Here is a 26143-nt window from a genome sequence, read left to right as displayed (position 1 = left end):
GCGATGACCTTGACGATCCGGTGCCGGGGCGCCGTCGGGTAGGGACCGAAGTCCCCTGCTCGGAGGTCGTTGGTTTTAACTTCACCCGCAGGCCGCCGCGTTCGGTGTCTGCGCGGGGAACCCGGCGCCGGCCCACACTCCGAGTGAACTGCTACTAAATGTGAGGTTTCAGCAATACGCTGAGCTTCATGGCAGCCGAGAAGCGCGAACCCAAAGTCGTTGTCCTTGGCGGTGGTTCCTGGGGAACCACCGTGGCGTCCATTTGCGCGCGCCGAGGACCGACGCTGCAGTGGGTGCGCTCCGAGGAGACCGCCAATGACATCAACGAGCAGCACCGCAATACCCGCTACCTCGGAAACGACGTGATCCTCAGCGAGACGCTGCGCGCCACGACCGATTTCGCCGAGGCCGCCCACTGTGCCGACGTTCTCGTGATGGGCGTGCCCTCGCATGGCTTCCGCGGGGTGCTGACCGAACTGAGTAAGGAACTGCGGCCCTGGGTTCCGGTGGTGTCGTTGGTCAAGGGGCTCGAGCAGGGCACCAATATGCGGATGTCGCAGATCATCGAGGAGGTGCTGCCGGGTCATCCGGCGGGCATCCTGGCCGGACCCAACATCGCGCGCGAGGTCGGCGAGGGTTATGCGGCCGCGGCGGTGCTGGCGATGCCCGACCAGCATCTGGCGACCCGGCTGTCGGGGCTGTTCCGCACCCGGCGATTCCGGGTCTACACCACCGACGACGTCATCGGCGTCGAGATGGCGGGTGCGCTGAAGAACGTCTATGCGATCGCGGTCGGGATGGGCTACTCGCTGGGCATCGGGGAGAACACCCGTGCGCTGGTGATCGCGCGGGCGTTGCGCGAGATGACGAAGCTGGGCGTGGCGCTGGGCGGTGATCCGGAAACCTTCCCCGGGCTGGCCGGCCTGGGTGATCTGATCGTCACCTGTACCAGTCAGCGCAGCCGCAACCGCCACGTCGGTGAACAACTCGGCGCGGGCAAGCCCATCGACGAGATCATTGCGTCGATGAACCAGGTCGCCGAGGGAGTGAAGGCTGCCAGCGTGATCATGGAGTTCGCCAACGACTTCGGCCTGAGCATGCCGATCGCCCGCGAAGTCGACGGCGTCATCAATCACGGCTCGACGGTCGAGCAGGCCTACAGCGGCTTGATCGCCGAGGTGCCGGGGCACGAGGTGCACGGCTCCGGGTTCTGATCGAAGCCGAACAGCCCTATCGCGCTGGGCAATTCGCGGCCTCGAGTGGACGACGCCCGCCCGCTGTCTTACCCGCGCGCCATCGCCTCCAGCCGGCGGATGCGATCTTCGATCGGCGGGTGCGTCGAGAACATCGAGCCGATGCGCTCGCCGGCGCGGAACGGATTGGCGATCATCAAATGGGCCTGGCTGGCCAGCTGCGGCTCGGGCGGCAACGGGGCCGCCTGCACACCGCCGGAAATCTTGCGCAGGGCCGACGCCAAGGCCAGCGGGTCACCGGTCAGCACCGCGCCGGACTCGTCGGCCTGGTACTCGCGGGACCGCGAGACGGCCAGCTTGACCACCGTCGCCGCGATCGGGCCCAGCAGCGAAACCAGCAGCAGCGCAAAGGGATTCTCACCGTCGCGGTTGCCACCGAACAGGCCGGCCCACATCGCCATGTTGGCCAGGGCGGTGATCACACCCGCCAGCGCGCCGGCCACACAGGAGATCAGAATGTCGCGGTTGTAGACGTGCGAGAGTTCGTGGCCCAGCACGGCGCGCAGCTCACGCTCGTTGAGGATGTCCAGAATGCCGGTGGTGCAGCACACCGCGGCGTTGCGCGGGTTGCGTCCGGTCGCGAAGGCATTTGGAGCGTTGGTGTCGCTGATGTACAGCCGGGGCATGGGCTGGTGTGCGGCGGTGGCCAGCTCGCGCACGATCCGGTAGATCACCGGAGCCTGAAGTTCGGACACCGGCTGGGCGTGCATCGCACGCAGCGCCAGCTTGTCGCTGTTGTAGTACGTGTACAGGTTCATGCCGATGGCGAACATCAGCGCCAGGAACATCGCCGTCCTGCCGAACAGCGACCCCACGAACACGATCATCGCGGACATACCGGCCAACAGCAGGAAGGTTTTCAGCTTGTTGGCATGCGGATGCCAGGTCATCGGGTTGTCCTCCCCTAAGAAGAACTCGGTCATTGCTTGACTGTTGTCAATTGAACGCCCCGGACGACCTTCCGGGTTCCATGACCCGCTAGCCGTGCCGGCTGATCGTGTAGTCGACCAACGTCTCCAGCGCGCGCCGACCGGCGACGTCGGGCAAAAGGCCCAGCTCATGACGGGCTTTCGCGGCGTACTGCGCCAGAAATTCCTTGGCCTGGGCCATGCCCGGCGACGCTCGCAACAGCCGCAGCGCCTCAGCCACCTCGCCGTCGTCCTCGACGGGACCGGACAGCAGCTGGCGCAGCCGGTCGCCGTCCCGCCCGGGTTGTTGCAGCGCGAAGACCATCGGCAGGGTGTGCACGCCCTCGCGGATGTCGGTCCCGGGCAGCTTGCCCGACTCGTGCGAGTCGCTGTCGATGTCGATGATGTCATCGGAGATCTGAAACGCGGTGCCCACGATGCCGCCGAGCCGGCTCAGCCGGGCGACCTGCTCATCGTCGGCACCGGAAAACATCGCGCCGAATTGTCCGGCCGCGGCGATCAGGCAGGCCGTCTTCTCGTAGACCACCTTCAGGTAGTGCTCGATCGAATCCGCGCCGTCGGCCACCCCGCGGGTCTCCCGCATCTGCCCGGTGACCAGCTGCGCGAACGTTTCGGCGATCAGCCGCACCGCGTCGGGCCCCAGCCGCGACACCAGCCGCGACGCGGTCGCGAAGAGGTAATCGCCGGCAAGTATCGCGACGTTGTTGCTCCAGCGCATGTTGGCGGTCTGCGCCCCGCGGCGCACCTCGGCCTCGTCCATCACGTCGTCGTGATACAGCGTGGCCAGGTGCACCAGCTCGATGACCGCGCCGGCGATCGTCACCTCGTCGGCGTCCGGGCGCGGCCCGACCTGCGCGGACAGCACGGTGAACAACGGCCGGAACCGCTTGCCGCCGGCCTTGAACAAATGCGTGAGCGAATCAGTCATGATCTCGTCGGCGCTGCGCAGCTCGGCGTCCATCAGCTGCTCGATCTTCGCGACGCCGTCGCGCACGGTAGTGGCGAACGCGGCGTCGCCGAAGTCAATGCCCGCGACCACCGTCGCCGGAGTACTCACGCGACCAACATACTGGTGGGCGTGGAGACCGGGCTTGGCGTGGGGGCCGACGTGGTGGTCGTGGGTGCCGGACCTGCCGGTTCGGCGGCCGCGGCCTGGGCGGCTCGCGCGGGTCGCGACGTGCTCGTCGTCGACTCCGCCAGCTTTCCCCGCGACAAGCCGTGCGGCGACGGCCTGACCCCGCGTGCCGTCGCCGAGCTGGAACACCTCGGACTCGGCGACTGGCTGGACACTCGCATCCGGCACCGGGGCCTGCGGATGAGCGGGTTCGGCGCCGAGCTCGAAGTGGATTGGCCGGGGCCGTCGTTCCCGTCCACCAGCAGCGCGGTCGCCCGCCTCGAACTCGACGACCGGATCCGCAAAGTCGCCGAGGAATCCGGGGCACGTATGTTACTCGGCACCAAAGTTGTTGGCGTACACCATGACTCGTCACGCAAGGTGACCTCGCTGCAGCTGGCCGACGGCACCGAGTTGGGTTGCCGGTACCTGATCGTCGCCGACGGCGCGCGCTCCCCGCTGGGCCGCAAGCTGGGCCGGCGCTGGCATCAGGAGACGGTGTACGGCGTCGCGGCCCGTGGGTATCTAAGGACCCCGCGCAGCGAGGACCCGTGGCTGACATCGCATCTCGAGCTGCGCTCCCCCGACGGCGCCGTGCTGCCCGGCTACGGCTGGATCTTCCCGCTGGGCAACGGCGAGGTGAACATCGGCGTCGGAGCACTCTCGACGTCGAAGCGGCCGGCCGACCTGTCGCTGCGACCCCTGATCTCCTATTACACCGATCTGCGCCGCGAGGAGTGGGGCTTTACCGGTGAACCGCGGGCGATCTCCTCGGCGCTGCTGCCGATGGGCGGCGCCGTTTCGGGCGTGGCCGGGCCGAACTGGATGCTGATCGGCGACGCCGCGGCCTGCGTGAACCCGCTCAACGGCGAGGGCATCGACTACGGGCTGGAAACCGGACGGCTGGCCGCCGAGTTGCTGGACTCGGGTGACGTGTCGCGGGCTTGGCCGTCGCTGTTGCAAGACCACTACGGCCGCGGATTCTCCGTCGCGCGCCGACTGGCGCTGCTGCTGACCTTCCAGCGGTTCCTACCCGCCACCGGCCCCGTCGCGATGCGCTCGACCACGCTGATGACCGTCGCCGTGCGGGTGATGGCGAATCTGGTGACCGACGACGACGCCGACTGGGTGGCGCGCGCGTGGCGCGGCGGTGGCCGATTCTCGCGACTGCTGGATCGCCGAACACCGTTCAGCTGAACCAACTTTTCGCCCGTGATGCACCCATTCGCTTAATATCAACTTCGTTGACATAAATCAGGCTAATTGATATATCTGGAGCCATGACTCAACCAACGGATTTCGAATTCGAATCGGCTTATCGCGGTGAATCCAGCCTCGGCGAGGGCGTGCGCCCGCCGTGGAGCATCGGCGTCCCGCAACCCGAGCTGGCCGCACTGATCGAGCAGGGCAAGTTCCACGGCGACGTGCTCGACGTGGGTTGCGGAGAAGCCGCCATCTCCCTGACGCTGGCCGCCCAGGGCCACACCACGGTGGGCCTGGACCTCTCGCCGACCGCGATCGACCTGGCCCGCCGCGAAGCCGCGAAGCGCGGCCTGACCAACGCCACCTTCGAGGTTGCCGACATCAGCAGGTTCACTGGATACGACGGCCGGTTCGGCACCATCGTCGACAGCACGCTGTTCCACTCGATCCCGGTCGAGCTGCGCGAGGGCTACCAGCAGTCGATCAGCCGGGCCGCCGCTCCCGGCGCCACCTACTTCGCCCTCGTCTTCGACAGGGCGGGCGCACCCGACGGTCCCGTCAACGCGGTGACCGCCGACGAGCTGCGCGACGCCGTGTCCCACTACTGGGTCATCGACGAGATCCGGCCGGCCCGCATCCATGCCAAGCTGCCGGAGGACTCCCCAGAGATGCCGTTCGTCGGACTCCGCGACGAACCCAACGGTTTGAAGTCAGCGAGCGCGTGGCTGTTGATTGCTCACCGGGACTGATCGTCCTTGAGACCGAGTCGTTATCGAGGTGTATAGTCCGGCTAATGAGGGGTATCAAGCTGCTTTCCGGCGCCGCCGTTGCGGCTGCCGCTATTTCGCTGGGCGCGCCGGCATTGGCCGATCCGACGACGCCGCCGTTGCCGCCTCCGGCTCCGACGCCGCTGCGGACCCCGTCGCCGCCCAGCGACTACGACGCCCCGTTCAAGCAAACCGTCAACGGCTTCGGCATCTACCAGCCGCAGGACCAGCTCGCGTGGCTGGGCAAAATCACTTGCGATCGGCTGGGCCGCGGTGTGGACCACGACGCGTACCAGTCGGCCACCTTCATCCAGCGCAACCTGCCGCGCGGCACCAGCCAGGGACAGGCGTTCCAGTTCCTCGGCGCGGCCGTCGACCACTACTGCCCGGACCAGGTGGGTGTGGTGCAGGCCGCGGGGCAGCACCCGAACTGAGTCAGCGCAGGGGCTTGTGCCCCGCGTGTAGGGCCACGATTCCGCCGGTCAAATTGCGCCACCGCACGCCCGACCATCCGGCTTGGGCCATCTGCGCTGCCAGAGCGGCTTGATCGGGCCAGGCCCTGATCGATTCCGCGAGATACACGTAGGCATCGGGGTTGCTGGACACCGCCTGCGCCACCCGTGGCAGCGTCCGCATCAGATATTCCTTGTAGACGGTGGCGAACAGCGCGTTGGTGGGTGTGGAGAATTCGCACACCACCAGGCGCCCGCCCGGCCGGGTGACCCGGGCCATCTCCCGCAACCCCGCCAGCGGGTCGGCGACGTTGCGCAACCCGAAACTGATTGTCACGGCATCGAATACGCCATCGGCGAACGGCAGCTTGGTGGCGTCGCCGGCGACCTTGGGCACCTTGCGCATACCGCCGGCGGCGAGCATCCCGACCGAGAAATCGGCCGCCACGCACCAGGCCCCGGATTTCGCCAGCTCCACCGTGGACACCGCGGTGCCCGCGGCCAGGTCCAGCACCTTGCGGCCGGGTCCGATCCGCAGCGCGGCGCGGGTGGCGCGTCGCCAATAGCGGTCCTGCCCCAGCGACAACACGGTGTTGGTCAGGTCATAACGACGGGCGACGCCGTCGAACATCGACGCGACCTCCCGGGGATCCTTGTCCAAGGCCGCACGACTCACGACGAAGACGCTACCCGGCTCCGGTCTGCCCACTCGGGAATGGTGCGCCGGGCAGTGCGTTACACAACGGCGTGAGCGAAAAAGTTTGGTTTATCACCGGTACATCACGTGGATTCGGGCGCGAGTGGACCATCGCCGCGCTGCAGCGGGGCGACAAGGTCGCCGCCACCGCGCGCAACACCGCGGCGCTGGACGACCTGGTCGCCGAGTACGGCGACGCCGTGCTGCCGATCGGGCTGGATGTCACCGATCGCGACGCGGATTTCGCCGCGGTCAAGCAGGCACACGACCACTTCGGTCGGCTGGACATCGTGGTGAACAACGCCGGCTACGGTCACTTCGGATTCGTCGAGGAACTGTCCGAGCAAGACGCGCGCGATCAACTCGAAACGAATGTGTTCGGCGCGCTGTGGATCACCCAGGCCGCATTGCCCTACCTGCGCGAGCAGCGCAGCGGCCACATCATCCAGGTGTCGTCGATCGGCGGCATCACCGCGTTCCCGCTCGTCGGCATGTACCACGCGTCGAAGTGGGCACTGGAGGGCTTCTCCCAGGCGCTGGCTCAGGAGGTCGCGCCGTTCGGCGTGCACGTCACGCTGATCGAACCGGGTGGCTTCGACACCGACTGGTCCGGCTCGTCGTCGCGGCACAGCGAACCACTGCCCGCCTATGACGAGGTGCGCGCCGCCGTCCAAGAAGAGCGCGGTCGGCGCTGGGCGAGTCCCGGCAATCCGAAAGCCTCGGCGGCCGCGCTGCTGAAGGTGGTTGACGCCGACGAGCCGCCGCTGCGAGTGTTCTTCGGTGCGTCGCCGCTGCAGACCGCAAAGGCCGACTACGAGAACCGGTTACGCATCTGGGAGCAATGGCAGCCGGTCTCCGAGCTCGCGCAGGGGTAGCGGCGCAACGTCACTCGCCTTGCGCGAGTTTGCGTTGTGCGTTGCGGGCGCGCGCCCTGGCGATAGGGGATTGCACGGCGGTGTAGTGGCCGAGTAGCTCGTCGCAGATGGCGGGCCAGGTGCGGGCGAGGACACTCTTGCGTGCGGCTTGTGAATAGCGCGGCCGCTCAGCCAGCAGATGCCCCACGGCCTCGGGTAGCCGCTGCTCGAATTCGGGGACGGGCAGCAGCAATCCGGTGCGCCACGGCGTGACGAGGTCGCGCGGTCCGCCCGCGTCGGGCGCGATCACCGGCAACCCGGACGCCAGCGCCTCCTGCACGACTTGGCAGAACGTCTCGTGCTCGCCGGTGTGGACGAAGACGTCCATGCTGGCGTACGCCGCGGCGAGCTCGGCGCCGTACATCGCACCGGTGAATCGCGCTGTGGGCATTGCCGATTGGAGCTTCTGCTGGTCGACGCCGTCCCCGACGATCACGAGCTGCACGTCACCGGCGGCGGCCAGGCCGGCCAGGCGCTCCACATGCTTCTCCGGCGCCAACCGGCCCACGAACCCGACAATCGGCTTGCCTTCGGGCGACCAGTGCCGGCGTAATTCCTCGTCGCGCGCCGACGGCGCGTATCCCATGATGTCGACGCCGCGCGCCCAGTGATGAACCCGCGGGATTCGATGGGCGACAAGCGATTCCATCGTCGCCGTGGAAGGCGCCAACGTGCGGTCGGCGAGGCGGTGCAGGTGGCGGAACCACGCCCACGCCGCGCGCGTCGTGATCCCGATGCCGTAGCTCTCGGCGAAACCCGGTACGTCGGTCTGATAGACGGCGACCGTCGGCACCCCGAGGTAGCGCGCGGCTCGCACGCCGCCGTAGCCCAGCAGCGCGGGCGATGCGAGATGCATCACATCGGGCTGGAACCCGCGCAGCACCTTGAGCAGTCGCGGGCGGGGCACACCAAGCGGCAACGTGGTGACCTTCGGAAACATCCGCGACGGCACCCGGTGTACCCGGATACCGTCGTGAATGCGCTCGGCGGGCGGTTCACCGGGCGGGGTGTCGGGCGCGATCACCAGAGCTTCATGGCCCGTTCGGCGCAGATGCTCTAGTACGCGGATTACTGAATTACTGACACCGTTGACATGAGGCAGAAAGGATTCTGCGACGATCGCAACGCGCACCATGCCATAGTGTCAGCACTGCCTGTCTCGAAGGTTGCCGACTGGCATACAGGGCGCGAAATTTGCTGCTGAAACGTTATATGTCTTTGCTACCGGCACTTTTGGCCGCGTCGCGACGGTCCAGTTGCTTGTCTATCAGCGCCAGGCCCACCAGCACAACCAGTGCGACGAGCCAACTGGCGACCGCGATCGATCCCGCCGGGATGATCGCCAACCCGGCGTTGCGGTGCTGGACTCGCACCAGGTTCGGGTCGTTTTTGTTGTATTCGACGTATATCCGCATACCCGTGGCTAATTCGGACGGGTATAGCACGCCGAGCTCGGGTCGGTAGGTGACTCGCTCAGGTGTGACGAATTCGATCGTCGACCGGCGGGGCCCCGCACTGAGCACCTCCGCCTGCGCCACACCCATGTTGTGCCGGATCGCGAGATCGTTGCGCCAGGCGCCGGCCACCAGCAACACCGACTGCAGCGTCACCAGCCCGGCGATCACCAGCACCGCGATCCGGGTCAGCCGCAACGTAATCCGCGCCGGCGTGGTCGGCGGTTCATCGCTGCGGCCGTGGATCACAGTGCGCAGCAATGCTTTTGGTGACTTCACAAGGCAGCCTTGATGGCGGCGTGGAGGCCGCGCAGCGACGACCGATCCGCCTTGACCTCCAGCACGCGCATGCCGGCGCCGGATTCGTTGAGCGCCGCATCCAGTTCGTCAACCTCGATCTGACGGCTTTCGACGTGGTAGGCGCGACATAGTGCACCGACGTCCACATCGTGCGGGGTGCCGAAGATCCGTGCGGACACGTCCGAGAACCTCGGGTCGCCCTGCTCCAGCAATTCGAAGATGCCGCCGCCGTTGTCGTTGGACACCACGATGGTCAGATGCCGCGGCGTCGGCTCGGTCGGACCGATCAGCAGCCCGGAGCTGTCGTGGACGAACGTCAGGTCGCCGATCAGGGCGACAGTGCGGGCCGGGTTCTCGCCCGTACCGTTGCGTTCGTGCGCCAGCGCCGCACCGATCGCGGTGGACACGGTGCCGTCGATGCCGGCGACGCCGCGGTTGGACCGGACCCGGACGGCGGTCGTGTCGAGCCCCACCAGCGCGGCGTCGCGGACCGGGTTGGACGCACCCAGCACGAGCTGATCGCCCGGCCGCAGCGCATCCGCCACGGCGGCGGCGACGTGCAGGCCGGTGGTCAACGGATGCGCGGCCAGCTGGCCGCGCACCGCCGCGACCGCGTGCCGGTTCATCTGTGCGCAGCGATCCAGCCACGCCGGATTGGGTGTCCCGGTGGTGACGGCCCGGGTTCCGGTGGCCTGCGAGTTGCCCGAGACGTCCGGCCAGCGCGGTCCGGTGGTCAGTGCGTACACCGGCACCTGCGGGTCGGCCAGCAGCGTCGAGACCGTGCGATGCAGCGTCGGACGGCCGAGCATGATCACCTGCTTCGGGCGCAGCAGCGGCAGGGCCAGCGGGTGTAACGGGGTGACCGCCGCCGGCGCGGTCGGTTCGGCCACCGTCGGCAGCTGCGCGAGGGCGGGCTGCGCGCCGGCGCCGTGGCCGGCGATGACGACGGTGTCCGGCGACAGGTCGATTTCCAGCGGCTGGTCGAAGGTGACCGGCGGCGTGTAGGTCCACGGCCTGCCGTCGGGCCGCCCGGGCGGCGTCGCCGCACTGTGCGGATCGGGCACCAGCGGTTCGCGCAGCGGGATGTCGAACTGGACGGGCCCGGCGTTGGCGGTGCGAGAACCCGTGGCCGCCGCCAACACCCGGCAGGTGGCCGACCGCCAGGTGGCGTTGAGCGCATCCAGTCGCTCCGGCGTGTCCTCGGCCAGCCCCAGGCTGATCGTGGCGCGGACCTGGGTGCCGAAGTAGCCCAGCTGCTCCATGGTCTGGTTGGCCCCGGTGCCCAGCAGTTCGTAGGGCCGGTTGGCGGACAGCACGATCAGCGGCACCCGCGCGTAATTCGCCTCGACGACGGCTGGGCCGAGATTGGCCACCGCGGTGCCCGAGGTCATCGCCACACAGACCGGCGCGCCCGCCGCGATCGCCAACCCGATGGCCAGATAGCCGGCGGTGCGTTCGTCGATGCGCACATGCAGCCGGATCCGGCCGGATCGATCGGCGTCCTGCAGCGCGAACGCCAGCGGGGCGTTGCGCGAGCCGGGGCATAACACCACGTCGCGCACGCCGCCGCAGACCAGCTCGTCAACGACGACGCGAGCCTGTGTCGTCGAGGGATTCACTCCTACAGGGTGTCACAGCGCGCTGACGATGCCCGACGCGCTGCGTCGGGACGAGGAAGCGCGCCATCAACCCACGCGCTGACGATGCCCGACGCGCCGCGTCGTCGGCCGCCGAGATGCGTCGTCGGACGACGAACTCAAACGTCGGTCGACGAACTCAAACGTCGGTGAAGAACTTCAGCGCCACGCTGTTGACCGCCTCGGGCCGCTCCAGGAAGCCGAGATGACCCGCGTCGGGGATCTGCACGTAGCGGCCATTGGGCAAGGCGTCGGCGACCTCGCGCCCCAGGTGCGGCGGGGTGATGACGTCGTCGGCGAAGCCCATCACCAGCACCGGGGTGTTGATGCCGCGGTAGGCCGCGAGCCGGCTGGTCTGCGGGGACACGCTGAGCTGGGTACGCAACCCGGGCGTGCGCTTGACCGGCCAGGCCCGGAACATGGTGATCCAGTCGGCGACCAGCACGTCGTCGTTGATTGTCTTGCGCGAAAAGTTCTCCAGCACACGGACTTTCGCCTCGTAAGCGGGCGGTAGTTCGGTGTTGGAAGCGTAGAGCTCCTGCTCGCCCTCGTGGAAACCCTGACGGGCGCGGTCCAGGCGACCGCGGGTGGCCATCAGCACCGCGGCCTTCACCAGCTCGGGGCGCGCCACCATCAGCTCCTGGGCGATGAACGCGCCCATCGACACCCCGACGATGCGCGCCGGGGCCGCACCCAGGGACTCGATCAGCGACGCGGTGTCGTTGACCATGGTGTCCGTTGTGAACCCCTCGGCGTTTTCGGTGGCGCCGATCCCGCGATTGTCGAAGGTGATCACGCGATAACCCGCGGACACGAATGCCGGGACCTGATGCGGCAACCAGGTGCGTCCGGGGCCGCCGCTGCCCGAGATGAAGACGACGGGCTCACCGCTGCCGCGGTCGTCATACGCCAGGTTGATCACTGGATCGACGGTACAAGGAGCGGATAGCACGCCTTGACCCGGTCGATCCACCACTGTCGGCGCTGCGGCGATGCCCGCAGCGCGTGCAGCCGCTCCGGATCGGGGGCAACAGGCCCGACGGCCAGGTGGCCGTCGACGGCCGCAGCGGGCGTGGCGACGTCTTCGGCGAACAGCCCGCCGGTGCCCAGCCCGCAGGCGTGCCGCAGTTGCGGCAATGCCGCCGCGGCCGTCAGCCCGGCGGCGATGCCGACCGCCGAGTCGAGAGCACTGGAGACCACGACCGGGATGTCGATCTGCGCGGCAATGTCCAGCAGGGCCGAAATCCCGCCCAGCGGAGCGACTTTGAGCACCGCAATGTCAGCGGCGCCGGCGCGGACCACGGCCAACGGATCGTCGGCCTTACGGATGCTTTCGTCGGCGGCGACCGGAACGTCGATCCGCCGCCGCAGCTCGGCGAGTTCGTCGACGGTGGCGCAGGGTTGTTCGAGGTATTCCAGCGGGCCGTGGACGGTCAGCACGGCCGCGGCCAGCATCGCCTGGTCGATCGTCCAGCCGCCGTTGGCGTCCACCCGCACCGTCGGGACCAATTCGCGCACGGCGTTGACCCGGGCGACGTCGTCGGCCAGCGTCTGACCGGGTTCGGCGACCTTCACCTTGGCCGTGCCGGCGCCGGGAAATCGGGCCAGCACGCCGGGCACCTCGGCCGCGGCCACGGCGGGCACGGTGGCGTTGATCGGGATGCGGTCGCGGTGCACCGGCGGCGGCTGCCGGTAGGCGCCCTCGATGCCCGACGCTAGCCATGCCGACGCCTCGGCCGGCCCGTATTCGACGAAGGCCCCGAACTCGCCCCACCCCGCCGGTCCCTCGATCAGCGCGACCTCGCGGGTGGTGATGCCGCGAAACCGCATCCGCATCGGCAGCGCCACCACATGCAGGCGCTCCAGCAGCTCGCCTAAAGCGGGCCTCACTGGCTGTAGACCTGGCGGCCCGCCAGATAGGTCGCCCGCACCTCGAGATCGGCGATTTGCTCGGGCGGCACCGTGCGCGGATCGGCCGACAGCACCACCAGGTCCGCGTACTTGCCGACCTCCAGCGAGCCGACGACGTCGTCGGCGAACAGCTGCCAGGCCGCGTCGATGGTCTGCGCGCGGATCGCCTGCTCGACCGTCAGCCGCTCTTCGGGGGCCAGCACCCGGCCGCTGGGCGCGGTGCGGGTGACGGCCACGCTGATGTTGCGCAGCGGCTCCTCGGGCGTGACGGGCGGGTCGTTGTGCAACGAGATGCGCATCCCGGTGGCCACCGCCGATCCGGCCGGCATCCAACGGGATCCGCGCTCCTCGCCGAACAACCCGTCGACGATGACGTCACCCCAGTAGTGGATCTGGTCGACGAAGATGCTGCAGGTCACGCCGAGGTCGTGGGCGCGTTGCAACTGTTCGGGCCGGATGGCCCCGACGTGCTCGAGGCGCAGCCGGTGGTCGTCGCGGGGGTGGCGCTTGAGGGCCTCCTCGTAGACGTCGAGGATGGTGTCCACGCCGGCGTCGCCCTGCACATGGCAGGCCATCTGCCAGCCCAGCGGGTAGTAGGCACCGACGATCTCGCGCAGTTGCTCGGGGGTGTAGTTGGCGCAGCCGCACGAACCCGGCGGGATGCCGATGGCGCGGGTGGCCTCGGTGTCCAGGTAGGGAAAGGACAGCGCGATATTGCCGATCCAGGGCGAGCCGTCCACCCAGATCTTGATGCCGACCTGACGGACGATGTCGTCACCCTGGCCGGGCGTGGCGGCGGTGGCCATCTTCGGGTTGGAGACCTCGTAGGTGCGCAGCCGGACCGTCAGCCGGTCGTGCAACTGCGCCACCATCGGTCCGAAGTTCGGGTCGAATGCCATCTCCGAGCAGGTGGTCAGCCCGGCCCGATTGAGCCGGGCGCACTCGGCCAGCAACATCGCCGGGTAGCTGTCGGCCGAGATGGCGCCACCGAGCAACGGGAACACCGCGCCGATCTCCTCGGCGCTGCCGTCCAAGTCACCGCTGGCGTCACGGCCGTACTTGGCGCCCTTGGGGTCTGGGGTGTCGCGGGTCAACCCGTTGAGACGCGCAGCGTGCGAGTTGAAGTAGGCCTTGTGCCCGGAGTTGTGGATGATCACCAGCGGTCCGTCCGGGGCGATGTCGTCCAGCCACGCCAGCGTCGGGGTGGGCAGGCCGGACTGCAGCAGCGCGTCCCAGCCGTTCAGGTAGGCGCCCGTCGATCCGCGCCGGGCGACCTCGCGACGGATCGCGGCGACGACGTCGTCGGGGCCGGGGATGGTGACCGGCCGGATGTCGACGATCCGGTCCGACAGCGCGACGGCCTCCATCAGCGGATGTCCGTGTGCCTCAACGAATCCCGGCATCGCGCAGCCGTCGCCGATATCGATCGTCTCGGTGGCCGGGCCGATGAGCGTCTCGACCTCGGACCGGTCGCCCACGGCGACGATGCGGCCATCGGCGATGGCGAGCGCCGCCGCGGTGGGCTTCGCGTCATCGACGGTGAGGATGGTTCCGGTAACGACGAGATCTGCCTGCGCCATGGGCAGAAAGCCTAGTGCTGCCGCCGCCTGCCGAGGGGGTGGCAGACAAGAATTGCAACACGTTCTAGTCTTGCCCCATGAGTGACGATCTGTTGCGCCATCCCATTCATTCCGGACACCTGACAGTCGGTGCGCTCAAGCGCAATAAGGACAAGCCGGTGCTGCATCTCGGCGACACCACGCTGACCGGTGGACAGCTCGCCGAGCGCATCAGCCAATACATCCAGGCGTTCGAGGCGCTCGGTGCGGGCACCGGCGCGACCGTCGGGCTGCTGTCGCTGAATCGGCCCGAGGTGCTGATGATCATCGGCGCCGGGCAGACCCAAGGCTATCGGCGCGTGGCGCTGCACCCGCTGGGCTCGCTGGACGACCACGCCTACGTGCTGGGCGACGCCGGCGTGACGTCGCTGATCATCGACCCCAACCCGATGTTCGTCGAGCGCGCGCTGGGCCTGCTGGACAAGGTGCCCGGTCTCAAGCAGGTCCTGACCATCGGCCCGGTCCCCGAGGCGTTGGGCGATTCCGCGGTGGACCTGGTGGCCGAAGCCGCGAAGTATTCCCCGAAGCCGTTGGTAGCTGCCGACCTTCCGCCCGACCACATCGGCGGGATGGCCTACACCGGCGGCACCACCGGCAAGCCCAAGGGCGTGCTGGGCACCGCGCAGTCAATCACCACGATGACCACGATCCAGCTCGCCGAGTGGGAGTGGCCCGAAAACCCGCGCTTTTTGATGTGCACCCCGCTGTCGCACGCCGGGGCGGCGTTCTTCGTGCCGACCATCATCAAGGGTGGCGAGCTGGTGGTGCTGACCAAGTTCGATCCGGCCGAGGTGCTGCGGGTGATCGAGGAGCAGAAGATCACCGCGACCATGTTGGTGCCGTCGATGATCTACGCCCTGATGGACCACCCGGATTCGCACACCCGCGACCTGTCGTCGCTGGAGACCGTCTACTACGGCGCCTCGGCGATGAACCCGGTGCGGCTGGCCGAGGCCATCCGCCGCTTCGGGCCGATCTTCGCCCAGTACTACGGGCAGTCCGAAGCCCCGATGGTGATCTCGTATCTGGCCAAGAAGGACCACGACGAGAAGCGGCTGACCTCCTGCGGACGGCCCACGCTGTTCGCGCGCACCGCACTGCTGGACGCCGACGGCAACCCCGTGCCGCAAGGCGACGTCGGCGAGATCTGCGTGTCCGGGCCGCTGCTGAGCGGCGGGTACTGGAACCTGCCCGAGGAGACGGCCAAGACGTTCAAAGACGGTTGGCTGCACACCGGCGACATGGCCCGCGAGGACGAGGACGGCTTCTGGTTCATCGTCGACCGGGTCAAGGACATGATCGTCACCGGCGGGTTCAACGTGTTCCCGCGCGAGGTCGAGGACGTCGTCGCCGAGCATCCGGCCGTCGCGCAGGTCTGCGTGATCGGCACGCCCGACGAGAAGTGGGGCGAGGCCGTCACCGCGGTGATAGTGCTCCGGCCCGACCACCCGTCCGACGAGGAGTCGGTGGCGAAGGTGACCGTCGAGATCCAGTCCGCGGTCAAGGAGCGCAAGGGTTCGGTGCAGTCGCCCAAGCAGGTGATCGTCGTCGAGTCGGTGCCGGTGACCGCGCTGGGCAAGCCCGATAAGAAGGCCGTCCGCGCGCGGTTCTGGGAGGGCGCCGGGCGCTCGGTGGGCTGAGTTTCCGCACCGAGCGTCACGCCAGCGTGGCGCTCGCGGTCGGCGGTCACTCTGGCGTGACGCTGGCGTTCGATGGAACGGCCTACGTGGCTATGCCGGCGACCAGCAGGTCGAGCATGCGGCCGGTCTGCTCCGGCGAGCCGCTGGCCAGAAAAATGCCGATCAGGCTTGACACCACGTCGTCGGCGCGCACGTCGTCGCGCAGGCTGCCGTCGCCGGCGCCCGCCCGCAGCAGCAGGTCGACGGCGCCGGTGATGCTGTCGCGGGTGTGGCCGGGTTCCATGGCGCCGGAGTCGAAGATCGCATGCAGCGTCTCGGCCATACCGCGCTTGGCGGCCACGAAGCCGGCGTAGCGGTCCATCCAGCGCCGCAGGGCGACTCGGGGCGGGTGCCGGTCCAGCAGCTGCCCGGCGGCCGCGGCCACCTCGGCGAGCTCGGTGCGGAAAATCGCCTCGACCAGCGCCTCCCGGCTGGGGAAATGGCGGTACAGCGTGCCGATGCCGACGCCGGCGGCGCGCGCGATCGACTCCAGGGACACCGCGCGCCCGTCGGCGGTGGCGAACGCCGCGGTCGCCACCTCGAGGAGCTTTTCGCGATTCCGGCGCGCGTCGGACCGGGAGCTGTCAGCCAAGCGGAGGGCCCTCCGTTTCTGCTACTCTCGGCCAAGCGGAGGAGCCTCCGCATTCCCCAGTGTCGCACGGGATAAGGAGCACCATGACGGACAAACCACAGCCCGGCGGCCTGGGCAGCATCGGCACGGCGGCGGTCGCCCGCGTCGGCTACGGCGCCATGCAGCTGTTCGAGACCTCGCCCGACGACGCCGCCGCGGTACTACGCCGCGCCGTCGAACTCGGCGTCAACCACATCGACACGGCCTCGTTTTACGGCCCCGGCGAGGTCAATCGCCGCATCCGCGCGGCGCTGGCCCCCTACCGCTCGCTGTATGGGGAAGACCTCGTCATCGTCAGTAAGGTCGGCGCGCGCTACACCGGCGACGAACCGATTCCGCTGGCCGCCGCGCAGCGGCCCGCCGAGCTGCGGGCCGCCGTCGAGGACGACCTGAGCCAGCTCGGCCTGGACCGTGTGCCGGTGGTCAACCTGCGGCGCATGGACCTTGGCCCCGGGGTGGCCGCCGAGGGCGATCAGATCGTCGACCTCGACGACCAGCTGGCCGAGATGATCGCGCTGCGCGACGAGGGCAAGATCGGCGCGATCGGGATCAGCAGCGTGCCGCTCGACGTGCTGCGGCGCGCCCTGCCCGCCGGCATCGTGTGCGTGCAGAACGCCTACAGCCTGCTGGACCGCTCCCAGGAGGAGATGGTCGACGTCTGCGTGGCCGAGGGCATCGCCTGGGTGCCGTATTTCCCGCTGGGCTCGGCGTTCCCGGGCTTCCCTAAGGCCACCGACAACCCCGTCGTCGTCGACATCGCCGGCGAGATCGGCGCCACGCCGTCGCAGATCGGGCTGGCCTGGATCCTGGCGCACGCGCCGAACAGCTTGCTGATCCCGGGCACGAAGTCGATCGCGCACCTCGAGGAGAACATCGGCGCGGCGGACGTCACGCTGGATGCGGACGCCCTGAAAAGGCTGGACGCCGTCGCCACCCCCGGCGCCGACCCGTGGGCGCACGGAGTCCAACGCTTCTCGGAGGCGCCGCAAACCTGACTACTGTGGTCGCATGGGCAAACCGATCAGGCCCCCGTGGTGGCTGAAGCCGGCGAACAAACTCTTCATCCAGATGTCGCGGCTGGGAATGAGTTTCGGCGGCGAAAGCCCTGTCGTGCTGACGGTGCGGGGACGCAGATCGGGACGCGAGCGCGCGACGCCGGTGACACCGATGACCGTCGACGGCAAACAGTACGTCGTCGCCGGATTCCCCGGCGCCGACTGGGTGGCCAACGTGCGGGCCGCCGAACAGGCGACCGTGGCCCGCGGCCGCCGGACCGAGCGGGTGCGGATGGTGGAGTTGTCCGCGGCCGACGCCCGGTCGATTCTGCGGGTGTTCCCTCAAGAGGTGCCCACGGGTGTGGGATTCATGAAGCGGGCCGGACTCGTCACCGAGGGCAGTCCCGACGAGTTCGAGCGTCTGGCGGGCCGCTGCGCGGTGTTCCGCCTGGACCCCGTATAGGAGTTGAACAGCCTTGAGTGACAACCCATTTGATGCGCAGGTCTGGCGAGAAGTCGACGGCTTCGGCGATCTGACCGACATCACCTACCACCGCCACGTCGACGACGCCACGGTCCGCGTGGCCTTCGACCGCCCCGAGGTGCGCAACGCGTTTCGGCCGCACACCGTCGACGAGCTGTACCGGGTGCTCGACCACGCCCGAATGTCCCCCGACGTCGGCGTGGTGCTGCTGACCGGCAACGGCCCGTCTCCGAAGGACGGCGGCTGGGCGTTTTGCTCCGGCGGCGATCAGCGCATCCGCGGGCGCTCGGGCTACCAATACGCCTCCGGCGAGACCGCCGATACCGTCGACGCCGCCCGCGCCGGCCGGCTGCACATCCTCGAGGTGCAGCGGCTGATCCGGTTCATGCCCAAGGTGGTCATCTGTCTGGTCAACGGCTGGGCCGCCGGCGGCGGGCACAGCCTGCACGTGGTCTGCGACCTCACGCTGGCCAGCCGCGAGCACGCCCGCTTCAAGCAGACCGACGCCGACGTCGGCAGCTTCGACGGCGGCTACGGCAGCGCGTATCTGGCCCGTCAGGTCGGACAGAAGTTCGCCCGGGAGATCTTCTTCCTGGGCCGCCCGTACACCGCCGAACAGATGCATCACATGGGCGCGGTCAACGCCGTCGTCGACCATGCCGACCTGGAATCCGATGCCATCCAGTGGGCGCGCGAGATCAACGCCAAATCGCCTCAGGCGCAACGGATGCTCAAGTTCGCGTTCAACCTGCTCGACGACGGCCTGGTCGGCCAGCAGCTGTTCGCGGGCGAGGCCACCCGGCTGGCGTACATGACCGACGAGGCGGTCGAAGGCCGTGACGCGTTCCTGCAGAAGCGCGATCCGGACTGGAGCCCCTTCCCCCGCTACTTCTAGCGGGTCACGCTGGCGTGACGCTCGGCGCCCCCACCTAGACTCGCGTCCCGTGGGTAAGAGTCCGCTTCGCCGAATCACCGACCAGCTGGTCCTGGCCACCATGCGGCCCCCGATATCGCCGCAGATTCTGGTCAACCGCCCACCGATCAAGCCGGTCGAGCTCGCCGGCAAGCGCATCCTGGTGACCGGGGCGTCGTCGGGCATCGGCGAAGCCGGCGCCGAACGGTTGGCCGAGCACGGCGCCACCGTGGTCGTCGTCGCCCGGCGCCAGGAACTACTGGACGCGCTGGCCGAGCGCATCACCGTCGCGGGCGGCGACGCCGTCGCCGTCCCGTGCGACGTCTCGGACATGGATGCCGTGGACGCCTTGGTCGCCGACGTCGACAAACGTCTCGGCGGGATCGACATCTTGATCAACAACGCCGGCCGATCCATCCGCCGGCCGCTGGCCGACTCGCTGGAGCGCTGGCACGACGTCGAGCGGACCATGGTGCTCAACTACTACGCGCCGCTGCGGCTCATCCGCGGTTTCGCGCCGGGAATGCTGCAGCGCGGCGACGGCCACATCATCAACGTCTCGACCTGGGGAGTGCTGTCCGAGGCGTCGCCGTTGTTCGCTCCGTACAACGCGTCCAAGGCGGCGCTGTCCGCGGTGAGCCGGGTCGCCGAAACCGAGTGGGGCCGGCGCGGTGTGCACTCGACGACGCTGTACTACCCATTGGTGGCCACGCCGATGATCGAGCCGACGAAGGCCTATGACGGATTGCCCGCGCTGACGTCAGAAGAAGCCGCCGAGTGGATGATCACCGCGGCCCGAACCCGGCCGGTGCGGATCGCCCCGCGGATGGCGATCGCGGCGCGGGCACTCGACACCATCGGACCCCGCTGGGTGAACACCCTGATGCAGCGCCAGAACCTTCAGCCCAATCGCGAAAACGGGAGCTGACCGCCGGTCTTCGCAGGGTTGTGGGGCCGCGCCGCCAAGCCGGCGCGCGACGGCGACGTGATAGACACGAGCTATGGAGATCCTGTTCAGCCGAATGCTGCTTCGGCCGGCTGATTATCAGCGGTCGTTGACGTTCTACCGCGACGAAATCGGCCTCGCCATCTATCGCGACTATGGCGCTGGCACAGTGTTTTTCGCGGGTCAGTCTTTGCTGGAGCTGGCCGGCTGGAGCGATACCCACGGGTCCCGCGGACCCTTCCCCGGCGCGTTGTGGCTGCAGGTGCGCGACATCGAGGCAACCCAGGCCGAGCTGGTCGGCCGCGGGGTGCCGATTGCCCGCGAGGCCCGTACCGAACCGTGGGGTCTCAAAGAGATGCATGTGACCGATCCGGATGGCGTTACGCTCATCTTCGTCGAGGTCCCGGGCGACCACCCGTTACGCCGCGACACCCGAGGTGAACAGCAGGGAACGACCGGTTAACTGACAGGTAACATCTGGCGACGGTTCATAAATTACCTGAGTTTCACCCATGCCAGCATTCGACAATTTAATCCCCCTACCACCAGAATCAGGCGCTGTGGACATACAACTGTTCCTCCTAATCATTGTCGTAGTCACGGCATTGGCATTCGATTTCACCAACGGCTTCCATGACACCGCGAACGCCATGGCGACCTCGATCGCCAGTGGCGCGCTGAAGCCCAAAACAGCCGTCGCGCTCTCCGCGGTGCTCAACCTGGTGGGCGCGTTCCTGTCGACCACCGTTGCGGCCACCATCGCCAAGGGCCTCATCGATTCCAGCATCGTCTCGCTGGAACTGGTGTTCGCCGGCCTGGTCGGCGGCGTTGTCTGGAACCTGCTGACCTGGCTTCTCGGTATCCCCTCGAGCTCGTCGCACGCGCTGATCGGAGGCATCATCGGTGCCACGATCGCGGCCGTCGGCGCGCACGGCGTGATCTGGTCGGGCGTGATGTCCAAGGCGATCATCCCGGCCGTCGTGTCGGTGTTCGTGGCCCTGTTGGTCGGCGCCTGCGCGACCTGGGCGGTCTTCCGGATCACCCGGGGCCTGGGGAAGGAGCGCACCGAAGCCGGGTTCCGGCGCGGCCAGATCGGCTCGGCGTCGCTGGTCTCGCTGGCGCACGGCACCAACGACGCGCAGAAGACGATGGGCATCATCTTCCTGGCCCTGATGTCCTACGGCTCGGTCAGCAAGAGCGCCGCGGTCCCGCCGATGTGGGTCATCGTCTGCTGCGCCATCGCGATGGCCACGGGCACCTACCTGGGCGGCTGGCGGATCATCCGCACGCTGGGCAAGGGACTCGTCGAGATCACGTCGCCGCAGGGGATGGCCGCCGAATCGTCCTCTGCCGCAGTGATTCTGCTGTCCGCCCACTTCGGCTACGCGCTGTCGACCACCCAGGTCTGCACCGGCTCGGTGATGGGCAGCGGGCTGGGCAAGCCCGGCGGTGAGGTCCGCTGGGGTGTCGCCGGCCGGATGGCCGTTGCCTGGGTGGTGACGCTTCCGCTGGCCGGCCTGGTCGGTGCCGTCACCTACTGGATCGTCCACTACATCGGCGGATACCCCGGCGCCGTCGTCGGCTTCGGGCTTCTGGTCGCCACCTCGGCGGCCATCTACATCCGGTCTCGCAAGAACAAGGTCGACCAGCACAACGTCAACGACGACTGGAAGGGCGACCTGACCGCCGGGCTCGACGAGGCCAAGCCGTCCAGTGGCGCCAAGGTAGGCGCTGCGGCCGGTTCCGACGACGTGAGTGTGGGGTAGCGTCCGATGAGTCAACTGAGCGAGTGGTTCAACTACGAAGCAACCCTGAAGATCCTGCTCTTCAGCATGCTGGCCGGCGCCTTCCTGCCCGGGCTGTTCGCCGTCGGGATCCGGCTGCAAGCGCTCGGCTCCGGTCACGCCGGCGCCGACGGCTCCACGTCGCAACCGAACCCGATGCTGTCGGCTCTGGCCTGGTTGATCTACGCACTGGTGGTGACCGTGATCATCGTCGGTGTGTTGTTCATCGCGCGCGATTTCATTGCGCACCACACCGGGTACCCCTTCCTAGGGGCCAAGCTTAAGTAACATCGAATCGTCGTCCACCGAACTACCGAGCCCCCGGGCGGAGTTGATCGAATGAACCGATTCCTAACCTCCGTCGTCTCGTGGTTGCGCGCTGGTTATCCGGAGGGCATTCCCCCGACGGATACCTTCGCCCTGCTGGCGCTGTTGGCCAACCGACTGTCCAACGACGAGGTCCGACTCGTGGCCAACGCGCTGATGGAACGCGGCGATTTCGACAATATCGACATCGGCGTGATGATCAGCAAACTCACCGATGAGCTGCCGTCGCCCGAGGACATCGAGCGGGTGCGGGCGCGGCTGGCCGCCCAGGGCTGGCCGTTGGACGACCCGCATGACGACGAAGTCGACGACCTCGATGGCGGAGCGCACGCATAGCTGTTCTGCGTGCGCTGTTTGTCTCGCCCGGCTCCGCCACCGCAGTGTTGCTGCCCGCGCTGGAGCGGGTGCTGGCCGGGCGTGACTCGGCGTTCGTTGCGGCGCAACAGGATAACGACCTGCGCGGGCTGCGGGTGGGCGAGGCCATCGACGACGACGTCGCTTTGGTTGTGACGACGTCGGGAACCACCGGTAAACCCAAGGGCGCCTTGCTGACTGCCGCGGCCCTGGCCGCCAGCGCAGCCGCCACCCATGACCGTCTCGGCGGGCCGGGCAGCTGGCTGCTGGCTCTGCCGCCGTATCACATCGCCGGCATCCAGGTGCTGGTGCGCAGTCTGCTGGCCGGTTCGGCGCCCGTCGAGCTGGATGTCTCCCACGGGTTCGACGCCGCCGAATTGCCGCGTGCGGTAAGCACATTGAGCGCCGGCCGGCGATACACGTCGCTGGTCGCCGCCCAACTGGCCAAGGCATTGGCCGATCCCGCGGCTGCCGCCGCGCTCGCCGAATTGGACGCCGTACTGCTGGGCGGCGGACCCGCTCCCCGACCGGTGCTCGACGCCGCGGCGGCCGCGGGAATCACGGTGGTGCGCACCTACGGGATGAGCGAGACGGCGGGCGGCTGCGTATACGACGGCGTCGCACTGGACGGCGTACGGCTGCGGGTGGACGACGGGCGCATCGTGATCGGCGGCGCCACAGTGGCTAAGGGCTATCGCAACCCGGTTGATCCGGACCCGTTCGCCGAGCCCGGCTGGTTCCGCACCGACGACCTGGGTGCAATCGACTCCGGTGTGCTGACCGTGCTGGGCCGCGCCGACGACGCGATCAGCACCGGCGGGCTGACGGTCCTGCCCCAGCCGGTCGAGGCCGCGCTGTGCACCCACCCCGCGGTCGGCGACTGCGCGGTGTTCGGACTGGCCGACGACCGGTTGGGGCAGCGGGTGGTCGCGGCGATCGTGGTGCGTGACGGCTCCGGACCGCCGACGCTGGACGCGCTGCGCACACATGTGGCCGGCATCCTGCACACCACCGCCGCCCCGCGCGAGTTGCACATCGTCGACGCGTTGCCCCGCCGCGGTATCGGCAAAGTAGACCGGGCGGCGCTGGTCCACCGGTTCGGTGCCGATCACGAGGCCGGCCGATCGTGAGGGTGGCTCGCCGGGAAATGCTGGCCGCCGCGGCCGGTGCCGGCCTGGTTGCCGCCGCGGTGGTGCTGCCGTCGCTGGATTGGGGCGTGCGGCCCCGCCTCGACCTGGGTCCGGAGCGCTTTGCCACCAACGCCGAGTCAGCACCGTTGTTCGGCGCCTGGGAGGTGCACGCCAGTTGGGGAACCGGCCCGGCGATACTGCTCACGGTTGCCGCAGTCGTGTGGGGACCCTCTGTCGCACAACGGCTTTCGTGGCGGACGCTGACGCTGGGCACCTGGGCACTGGCCTGCGGGTGGGCATTCGCGCTGGCCATGATCGACGGCTGGCAGCGCGGCTTCGCGGGTCGGCTGACCACCCGGGACGAATATGTGACCCAGGTGCCGGGCATCCGCGACATTCCGGCGACGGTGCGCACGTTTACCACCCGGATTCTGGACTACCAGCCCAACTCCTGGATCACCCACGTGTCCGGGCACCCGCCGGGCGCGCTCCTGTCGTTCGTCTGGCTGGACCGCCTCGGTCTGCACGGCGGCGCGTGGGCCGGCCTGTGGTGCCTGCTGGTCGGCTCCAGCTCGGCGGCAGCCGTGCTGATCGCCATCCGCGCTGTGGCCGACGAGCAGACCGCGCGGCTGGCCGCCCCGTTCGTCGCGATAGCGCCGACGGCGATCTGGGTGGCGGTCTCGGCCGACGGCTACTTCGCCGGCGTCGCGGCGTGGGGCATCGCGCTTTTGGCCGTGGCCGTACACCGACAGGTTCGTTTCCCGGCGCTGATCGCCGCTGCCGCCGGGCTGCTACTCGGCTGGTGCGTGTTCCTCAGTTACGGCCTGGCGCTGCTGGGCCTTCCCGCCGCGGCCGTGCTCTTCTCGGCCAAGGATTTTCGCCCGGCGCTGCGGGCACTGGGCCCGGCCACCGTGACCGCGTTGGCGGTCGCGGTGACCTTCGCCGTCGCCGGGTTCTACTGGTTCGACGGCTACACCCTTGTCCAGCAGCGCTATTGGCAGGGGATCGCCCACGACCGGCCGTTCCAGTATTGGTGGTGGGCTAATCTGGCCTGCGTGGTGTGCGCGATCGGCCTCGGCGGTGTCGCGGGCATCACCCGGGTGTTCGACGGCGCCGCCATCCGCCGCCGATCCGGCTTTCACCTGCTGTTGCTGGCCATGCTGGCCGCGATCGTCTGCGCCGACCTGAGCATGCTGAGTAAGGCCGAGGTGGAACGGATCTGGCTGCCGTTCACGATCTGGCTCACCGCCGCGCCCGCGCTGCTGGCGGTGCGGTCGCACCGTATGTGGCTGGCCATCAACGCGGCCGGTGCACTCCTGGTCAATACCGTCATGGTCACGCACTGGTAGGCGGACATGGAAGATCAACCCGAGCTGGCGCGCCGGCTCAACACGACCGACGCGGTCGTCATCGGATTGGGGTCGATGATCGGGGCCGGGGTGTTCGCCGCGTTCGGCCCGGCCGCGCGCGCCGCGGGCGCGGGTCTGCTGATCGGTCTGGCGCTGGCCGCGGTGATCGCCTACTGCAACGCCACCTCGTCCGCGCAACTGGCCGCGGAGTATCCGACGTCGGGCGGGACGTACATCTACGGCCGGGAACGCCTCGGCCCGTGGTGGGGCTTCATCGCTGGGTGGGGATTCGTGATCGGCAAGACGGCGTCGTGCGCGGCGATGGCGCTCACCGTTGCCGCCTATGCGGTTCCCGGGGCGCAGGTGTGGTTGCAGCGAATCGTCGGGATCGCCGCCGTGGTCCTGCTGACCACCCTGAACTACCGCGGCGTCACCAAGACCGCGATGCTGGCCCGAATTCTGTTGGTATGCACCCTGATTGCGCTGGCCGCCGTGGTCATCGGTATCGCGATGAGCAAGCCGAATATCGCCCACCTGAGCGGCTCGTGGTTCACCGGCTCGATTTACGGAGTGCTGCAGTCGGCGGGCCTGTTGTTCTTCGCGTTCGCCGGGTATGCCCGCATCGCGACGATGGGTGAGGAGGTTCGCGACCCGGCCCACACCATCCCCCGCGCGATTTCAATTGCCTTGGCGATCGCGGTGGTGATCTATCTGGTTGTCGGGGTGGCCGCACTACTGGCCGCGGGACCCGACCGGCTCGCGAATGCCGTTGCCCCACTGGCCGAGGCCGTGCGCGCGGCCGGCGCCCCGGAGTTGGTCCCGGTGATCTCGATCGGGGCCGCGCTGGCCAGCCTAGGCGCGCTGCTGGCACTGATCGCCGGACTCGGGCGCACCACCCTGGCGATGGCCCGGCACCGGGATCTGCCGGCCTGGCTGGCGGCGGTGCACTCGGAACACCGGGTGCCACACCACGCCGAGATCGCGATCGGCGTGGTGGTCTGCGTTCTGGTGAGTGCGGCGGATCTGCGTGGAGTCATCGGCTTTTCGTCGTTCGGGGTGCTGATCTACTACGCGATCGCCAACGCCGCCGCGTATACATTGCGCCGTCGCCGGCTGGTGAATGGTGTCGGACTGGCCGGGTGCCTGCTGCTGGTCGCCACCCTGCCGTGGGAATCGGCGGCCGCGGGGCTGGCGGTTTTCGCCGTCGGGATCGCCGGACGCGCGGCCGTGTTGAGCCGGCGCGACTGAGGCTCTCCGGCAGTTAACCAGTGCCGAGCCGGTCAGCCGGCTGCACCGGCCGA

27 protein-coding genes are annotated in these 26143 nt (G+C 68.7%); 17 read left to right on the top strand and 10 right to left on the bottom strand.

Features of this window, described 5'->3' with window-relative positions:
- Positions 1–188 precede the first annotated feature (188 nt).
- Complete coding sequence (locus AC5Y5O_RS02025) at positions 189–1214, top strand: NAD(P)H-dependent glycerol-3-phosphate dehydrogenase (protein ID WP_096284622.1); 1026 nt, start codon at positions 189–191, stop codon at positions 1212–1214.
- 68 nt (positions 1215–1282) lie between these two features.
- Here AC5Y5O_RS02025 and htpX read toward each other — a convergent pair whose 3' ends face one another.
- Both htpX and grcC1 read right to left on the bottom strand, forming a co-directional pair.
- Complete coding sequence (gene htpX / locus AC5Y5O_RS02020; RefSeq protein WP_096290863.1) at positions 1283–2143, bottom strand: zinc metalloprotease HtpX; 861 nt, start codon at positions 2141–2143, stop codon at positions 1283–1285.
- A gap of 88 nt (positions 2144–2231) precedes the next feature.
- Complete coding sequence (grcC1, locus tag AC5Y5O_RS02015) at positions 2232–3239, bottom strand: nonaprenyl/(2E,6E)-farnesyl/geranylgeranyl diphosphat synthase (RefSeq protein ID WP_500023491.1); 1008 nt, start codon at positions 3237–3239, stop codon at positions 2232–2234.
- 39 nt (positions 3240–3278) lie between these two features.
- Between grcC1 and menJ the strand changes: the two genes are divergently transcribed.
- From menJ to AC5Y5O_RS02000, 3 genes are all read left to right on the top strand, one after another.
- Positions 3279–4493, top strand: a complete 1215-nt coding sequence (gene menJ, locus AC5Y5O_RS02010; RefSeq protein WP_500023745.1) for a menaquinone reductase MenJ — start codon at positions 3279–3281, stop codon at positions 4491–4493.
- An 83-nt stretch (positions 4494–4576) separates the two neighbouring features.
- Positions 4577–5248 carry a class I SAM-dependent methyltransferase gene (locus AC5Y5O_RS02005; protein WP_500023489.1) on the top strand — a complete coding sequence of 224 codons (672 nt, stop codon included), beginning with the start codon at positions 4577–4579 and terminating at the stop codon, positions 5246–5248.
- A gap of 44 nt (positions 5249–5292) precedes the next feature.
- Positions 5293–5700: a DUF732 domain-containing protein gene (locus AC5Y5O_RS02000; protein WP_096284616.1), complete on the top strand. Its 408-nt coding sequence runs from the start codon at positions 5293–5295 to the stop codon at positions 5698–5700.
- A gap of 1 nt (position 5701) precedes the next feature.
- Here the strand turns inward: AC5Y5O_RS02000 and AC5Y5O_RS01995 are convergent, their stop codons facing one another.
- Positions 5702–6394, bottom strand: a complete 693-nt coding sequence (locus AC5Y5O_RS01995; RefSeq protein WP_096284614.1) for a demethylmenaquinone methyltransferase — start codon at positions 6392–6394, stop codon at positions 5702–5704.
- 71 nt (positions 6395–6465) lie between these two features.
- Here AC5Y5O_RS01995 and AC5Y5O_RS01990 point away from each other — a divergent pair, with 71 nt between their 5' ends.
- Positions 6466–7290 carry an SDR family oxidoreductase gene (locus tag AC5Y5O_RS01990; protein ID WP_096284613.1) on the top strand — a complete coding sequence of 275 codons (825 nt, stop codon included), beginning with the start codon at positions 6466–6468 and terminating at the stop codon, positions 7288–7290.
- Positions 7291–7300: 10 nt separating this feature from the next.
- Here AC5Y5O_RS01990 and AC5Y5O_RS01985 read toward each other — a convergent pair whose 3' ends face one another.
- The 6 genes from AC5Y5O_RS01985 to AC5Y5O_RS01960 all read right to left on the bottom strand — a co-directional run bounded on the left by AC5Y5O_RS01985 (position 7301) and on the right by AC5Y5O_RS01960 (position 14211).
- Positions 7301–8461 (bottom strand): glycosyltransferase family 4 protein, encoded by a 1161-nt coding sequence (locus AC5Y5O_RS01985; protein ID WP_096284611.1) that lies wholly within the window; start codon positions 8459–8461, stop codon positions 7301–7303.
- Between the two features lie 76 nt (positions 8462–8537).
- A complete protein-coding gene (locus AC5Y5O_RS01980; RefSeq protein WP_096284609.1) occupies positions 8538–9062 on the bottom strand; it encodes a DUF3592 domain-containing protein in 525 nt (174 codons plus the stop codon).
- Entirely contained in the window at positions 9059–10702 is a 1644-nt protein-coding gene (gene menD, locus AC5Y5O_RS01975) for a 2-succinyl-5-enolpyruvyl-6-hydroxy-3-cyclohexene-1-carboxylic-acid synthase (protein WP_500023486.1), read from the bottom strand. The genes AC5Y5O_RS01980 and menD overlap by 4 nt, the downstream gene beginning before the upstream one ends.
- 157 nt (positions 10703–10859) lie before the next feature.
- On the bottom strand, positions 10860–11642 hold the full coding sequence (locus AC5Y5O_RS01970) for an alpha/beta fold hydrolase (RefSeq protein WP_500023484.1): 783 nt from the start codon (positions 11640–11642) through the stop codon (positions 10860–10862).
- Complete coding sequence (locus tag AC5Y5O_RS01965; protein ID WP_500023744.1) at positions 11639–12556, bottom strand: o-succinylbenzoate synthase; 918 nt, start codon at positions 12554–12556, stop codon at positions 11639–11641. The genes AC5Y5O_RS01970 and AC5Y5O_RS01965 overlap by 4 nt, the downstream gene beginning before the upstream one ends.
- Before the next feature lie 50 nt (positions 12557–12606).
- A complete protein-coding gene (locus tag AC5Y5O_RS01960; RefSeq protein WP_500023482.1) occupies positions 12607–14211 on the bottom strand; it encodes an amidohydrolase in 1605 nt (534 codons plus the stop codon).
- A gap of 77 nt (positions 14212–14288) precedes the next feature.
- Here AC5Y5O_RS01960 and fadD8 point away from each other — a divergent pair, with 77 nt between their 5' ends.
- Positions 14289–15890, top strand: a complete 1602-nt coding sequence (gene fadD8, locus AC5Y5O_RS01955; RefSeq protein WP_096284598.1) for a fatty-acid--CoA ligase FadD8 — start codon at positions 14289–14291, stop codon at positions 15888–15890.
- A gap of 82 nt (positions 15891–15972) precedes the next feature.
- On the opposite strand, the gene AC5Y5O_RS01950 is transcribed toward fadD8, so the two are convergent.
- Positions 15973–16521, bottom strand: a complete 549-nt coding sequence (locus AC5Y5O_RS01950; RefSeq protein WP_500023480.1) for a TetR/AcrR family transcriptional regulator — start codon at positions 16519–16521, stop codon at positions 15973–15975.
- Positions 16522–16604: 83 nt separating this feature from the next.
- Between AC5Y5O_RS01950 and AC5Y5O_RS01945 the strand changes: the two genes are divergently transcribed.
- From AC5Y5O_RS01945 to AC5Y5O_RS01895, 11 genes are all read left to right on the top strand, one after another.
- Positions 16605–17555, top strand: coding sequence for an aldo/keto reductase (locus AC5Y5O_RS01945; RefSeq protein ID WP_500023478.1), 951 nt, complete (start codon positions 16605–16607; stop codon positions 17553–17555).
- A 13-nt stretch (positions 17556–17568) separates the two neighbouring features.
- On the top strand, positions 17569–18018 hold the full coding sequence (locus tag AC5Y5O_RS01940) for a nitroreductase family deazaflavin-dependent oxidoreductase (RefSeq protein WP_096284593.1): 450 nt from the start codon (positions 17569–17571) through the stop codon (positions 18016–18018).
- Between the two features lie 13 nt (positions 18019–18031).
- On the top strand, positions 18032–18934 hold the full coding sequence (locus AC5Y5O_RS01935; RefSeq protein WP_500023476.1) for a 1,4-dihydroxy-2-naphthoyl-CoA synthase: 903 nt from the start codon (positions 18032–18034) through the stop codon (positions 18932–18934).
- A gap of 49 nt (positions 18935–18983) precedes the next feature.
- Complete coding sequence (locus tag AC5Y5O_RS01930) at positions 18984–19880, top strand: SDR family oxidoreductase (protein WP_500023475.1); 897 nt, start codon at positions 18984–18986, stop codon at positions 19878–19880.
- Between the two features lie 73 nt (positions 19881–19953).
- Positions 19954–20361, top strand: a complete 408-nt coding sequence (locus tag AC5Y5O_RS01925; RefSeq protein WP_096284587.1) for a VOC family protein — start codon at positions 19954–19956, stop codon at positions 20359–20361.
- 97 nt (positions 20362–20458) lie between these two features.
- Positions 20459–21664 (top strand): inorganic phosphate transporter, encoded by a 1206-nt coding sequence (locus tag AC5Y5O_RS01920; RefSeq protein ID WP_096284585.1) that lies wholly within the window; start codon positions 20459–20461, stop codon positions 21662–21664.
- 6 nt (positions 21665–21670) lie between these two features.
- The gene (locus tag AC5Y5O_RS01915; protein WP_165796297.1) at positions 21671–21970 is read left to right on the top strand and encodes a hypothetical protein; all 300 of its coding nucleotides are present in this window, start codon (positions 21671–21673) and stop codon (positions 21968–21970) included.
- 51 nt (positions 21971–22021) lie between these two features.
- Positions 22022–22345, top strand: coding sequence for a DUF3349 domain-containing protein (locus tag AC5Y5O_RS01910; RefSeq protein ID WP_096284583.1), 324 nt, complete (start codon positions 22022–22024; stop codon positions 22343–22345).
- Positions 22346–22413: 68 nt separating this feature from the next.
- Positions 22414–23493, top strand: coding sequence for an o-succinylbenzoate--CoA ligase (gene menE, locus AC5Y5O_RS01905; RefSeq protein ID WP_500023742.1), 1080 nt, complete (start codon positions 22414–22416; stop codon positions 23491–23493).
- Complete coding sequence (locus AC5Y5O_RS01900) at positions 23490–24842, top strand: hypothetical protein (RefSeq protein ID WP_500023473.1); 1353 nt, start codon at positions 23490–23492, stop codon at positions 24840–24842. The genes menE and AC5Y5O_RS01900 overlap by 4 nt, the downstream gene beginning before the upstream one ends.
- 6 nt (positions 24843–24848) lie before the next feature.
- A complete protein-coding gene (locus tag AC5Y5O_RS01895; RefSeq protein WP_500023472.1) occupies positions 24849–26090 on the top strand; it encodes an APC family permease in 1242 nt (413 codons plus the stop codon).
- Positions 26091–26143 lie beyond the last annotated feature (53 nt).

This window comes from Mycobacterium sp. NGS40 (assembly GCF_059812735.1).
The sequence above is the reverse complement of the archived record's forward strand: the minus strand, read 5'-3'. Positions and strand labels throughout refer to the sequence as shown.

Coding starts and splice junctions, on each gene's coding strand:
- AC5Y5O_RS02025 (WP_096284622.1), top strand. CDS start 189: ATGGCAGCCGAGAAGCGCGAACCCAAAGTCGTTGTCCTTGGCGGTGGT.
- htpX (WP_096290863.1), bottom strand. CDS start 2,143: ATGACCTGGCATCCGCATGCCAACAAGCTGAAAACCTTCCTGCTGTTG.
- AC5Y5O_RS02005 (WP_500023489.1), top strand. CDS start 4,577: ATGACTCAACCAACGGATTTCGAATTCGAATCGGCTTATCGCGGTGAA.
- AC5Y5O_RS02000 (WP_096284616.1), top strand. CDS start 5,293: ATGAGGGGTATCAAGCTGCTTTCCGGCGCCGCCGTTGCGGCTGCCGCT.
- AC5Y5O_RS01965 (WP_500023744.1), bottom strand. CDS start 12,556: ATGCGGATGCGGTTTCGCGGCATCACCACCCGCGAGGTCGCGCTGATC.
- AC5Y5O_RS01960 (WP_500023482.1), bottom strand. CDS start 14,211: ATGGCGCAGGCAGATCTCGTCGTTACCGGAACCATCCTCACCGTCGAT.
- fadD8 (WP_096284598.1), top strand. CDS start 14,289: ATGAGTGACGATCTGTTGCGCCATCCCATTCATTCCGGACACCTGACA.
- AC5Y5O_RS01945 (WP_500023478.1), top strand. CDS start 16,605: ATGACGGACAAACCACAGCCCGGCGGCCTGGGCAGCATCGGCACGGCG.
- AC5Y5O_RS01940 (WP_096284593.1), top strand. CDS start 17,569: ATGGGCAAACCGATCAGGCCCCCGTGGTGGCTGAAGCCGGCGAACAAA.
- AC5Y5O_RS01925 (WP_096284587.1), top strand. CDS start 19,954: ATGGAGATCCTGTTCAGCCGAATGCTGCTTCGGCCGGCTGATTATCAG.
- AC5Y5O_RS01915 (WP_165796297.1), top strand. CDS start 21,671: ATGAGTCAACTGAGCGAGTGGTTCAACTACGAAGCAACCCTGAAGATC.
- AC5Y5O_RS01910 (WP_096284583.1), top strand. CDS start 22,022: ATGAACCGATTCCTAACCTCCGTCGTCTCGTGGTTGCGCGCTGGTTAT.
- AC5Y5O_RS01895 (WP_500023472.1), top strand. CDS start 24,849: ATGGAAGATCAACCCGAGCTGGCGCGCCGGCTCAACACGACCGACGCG.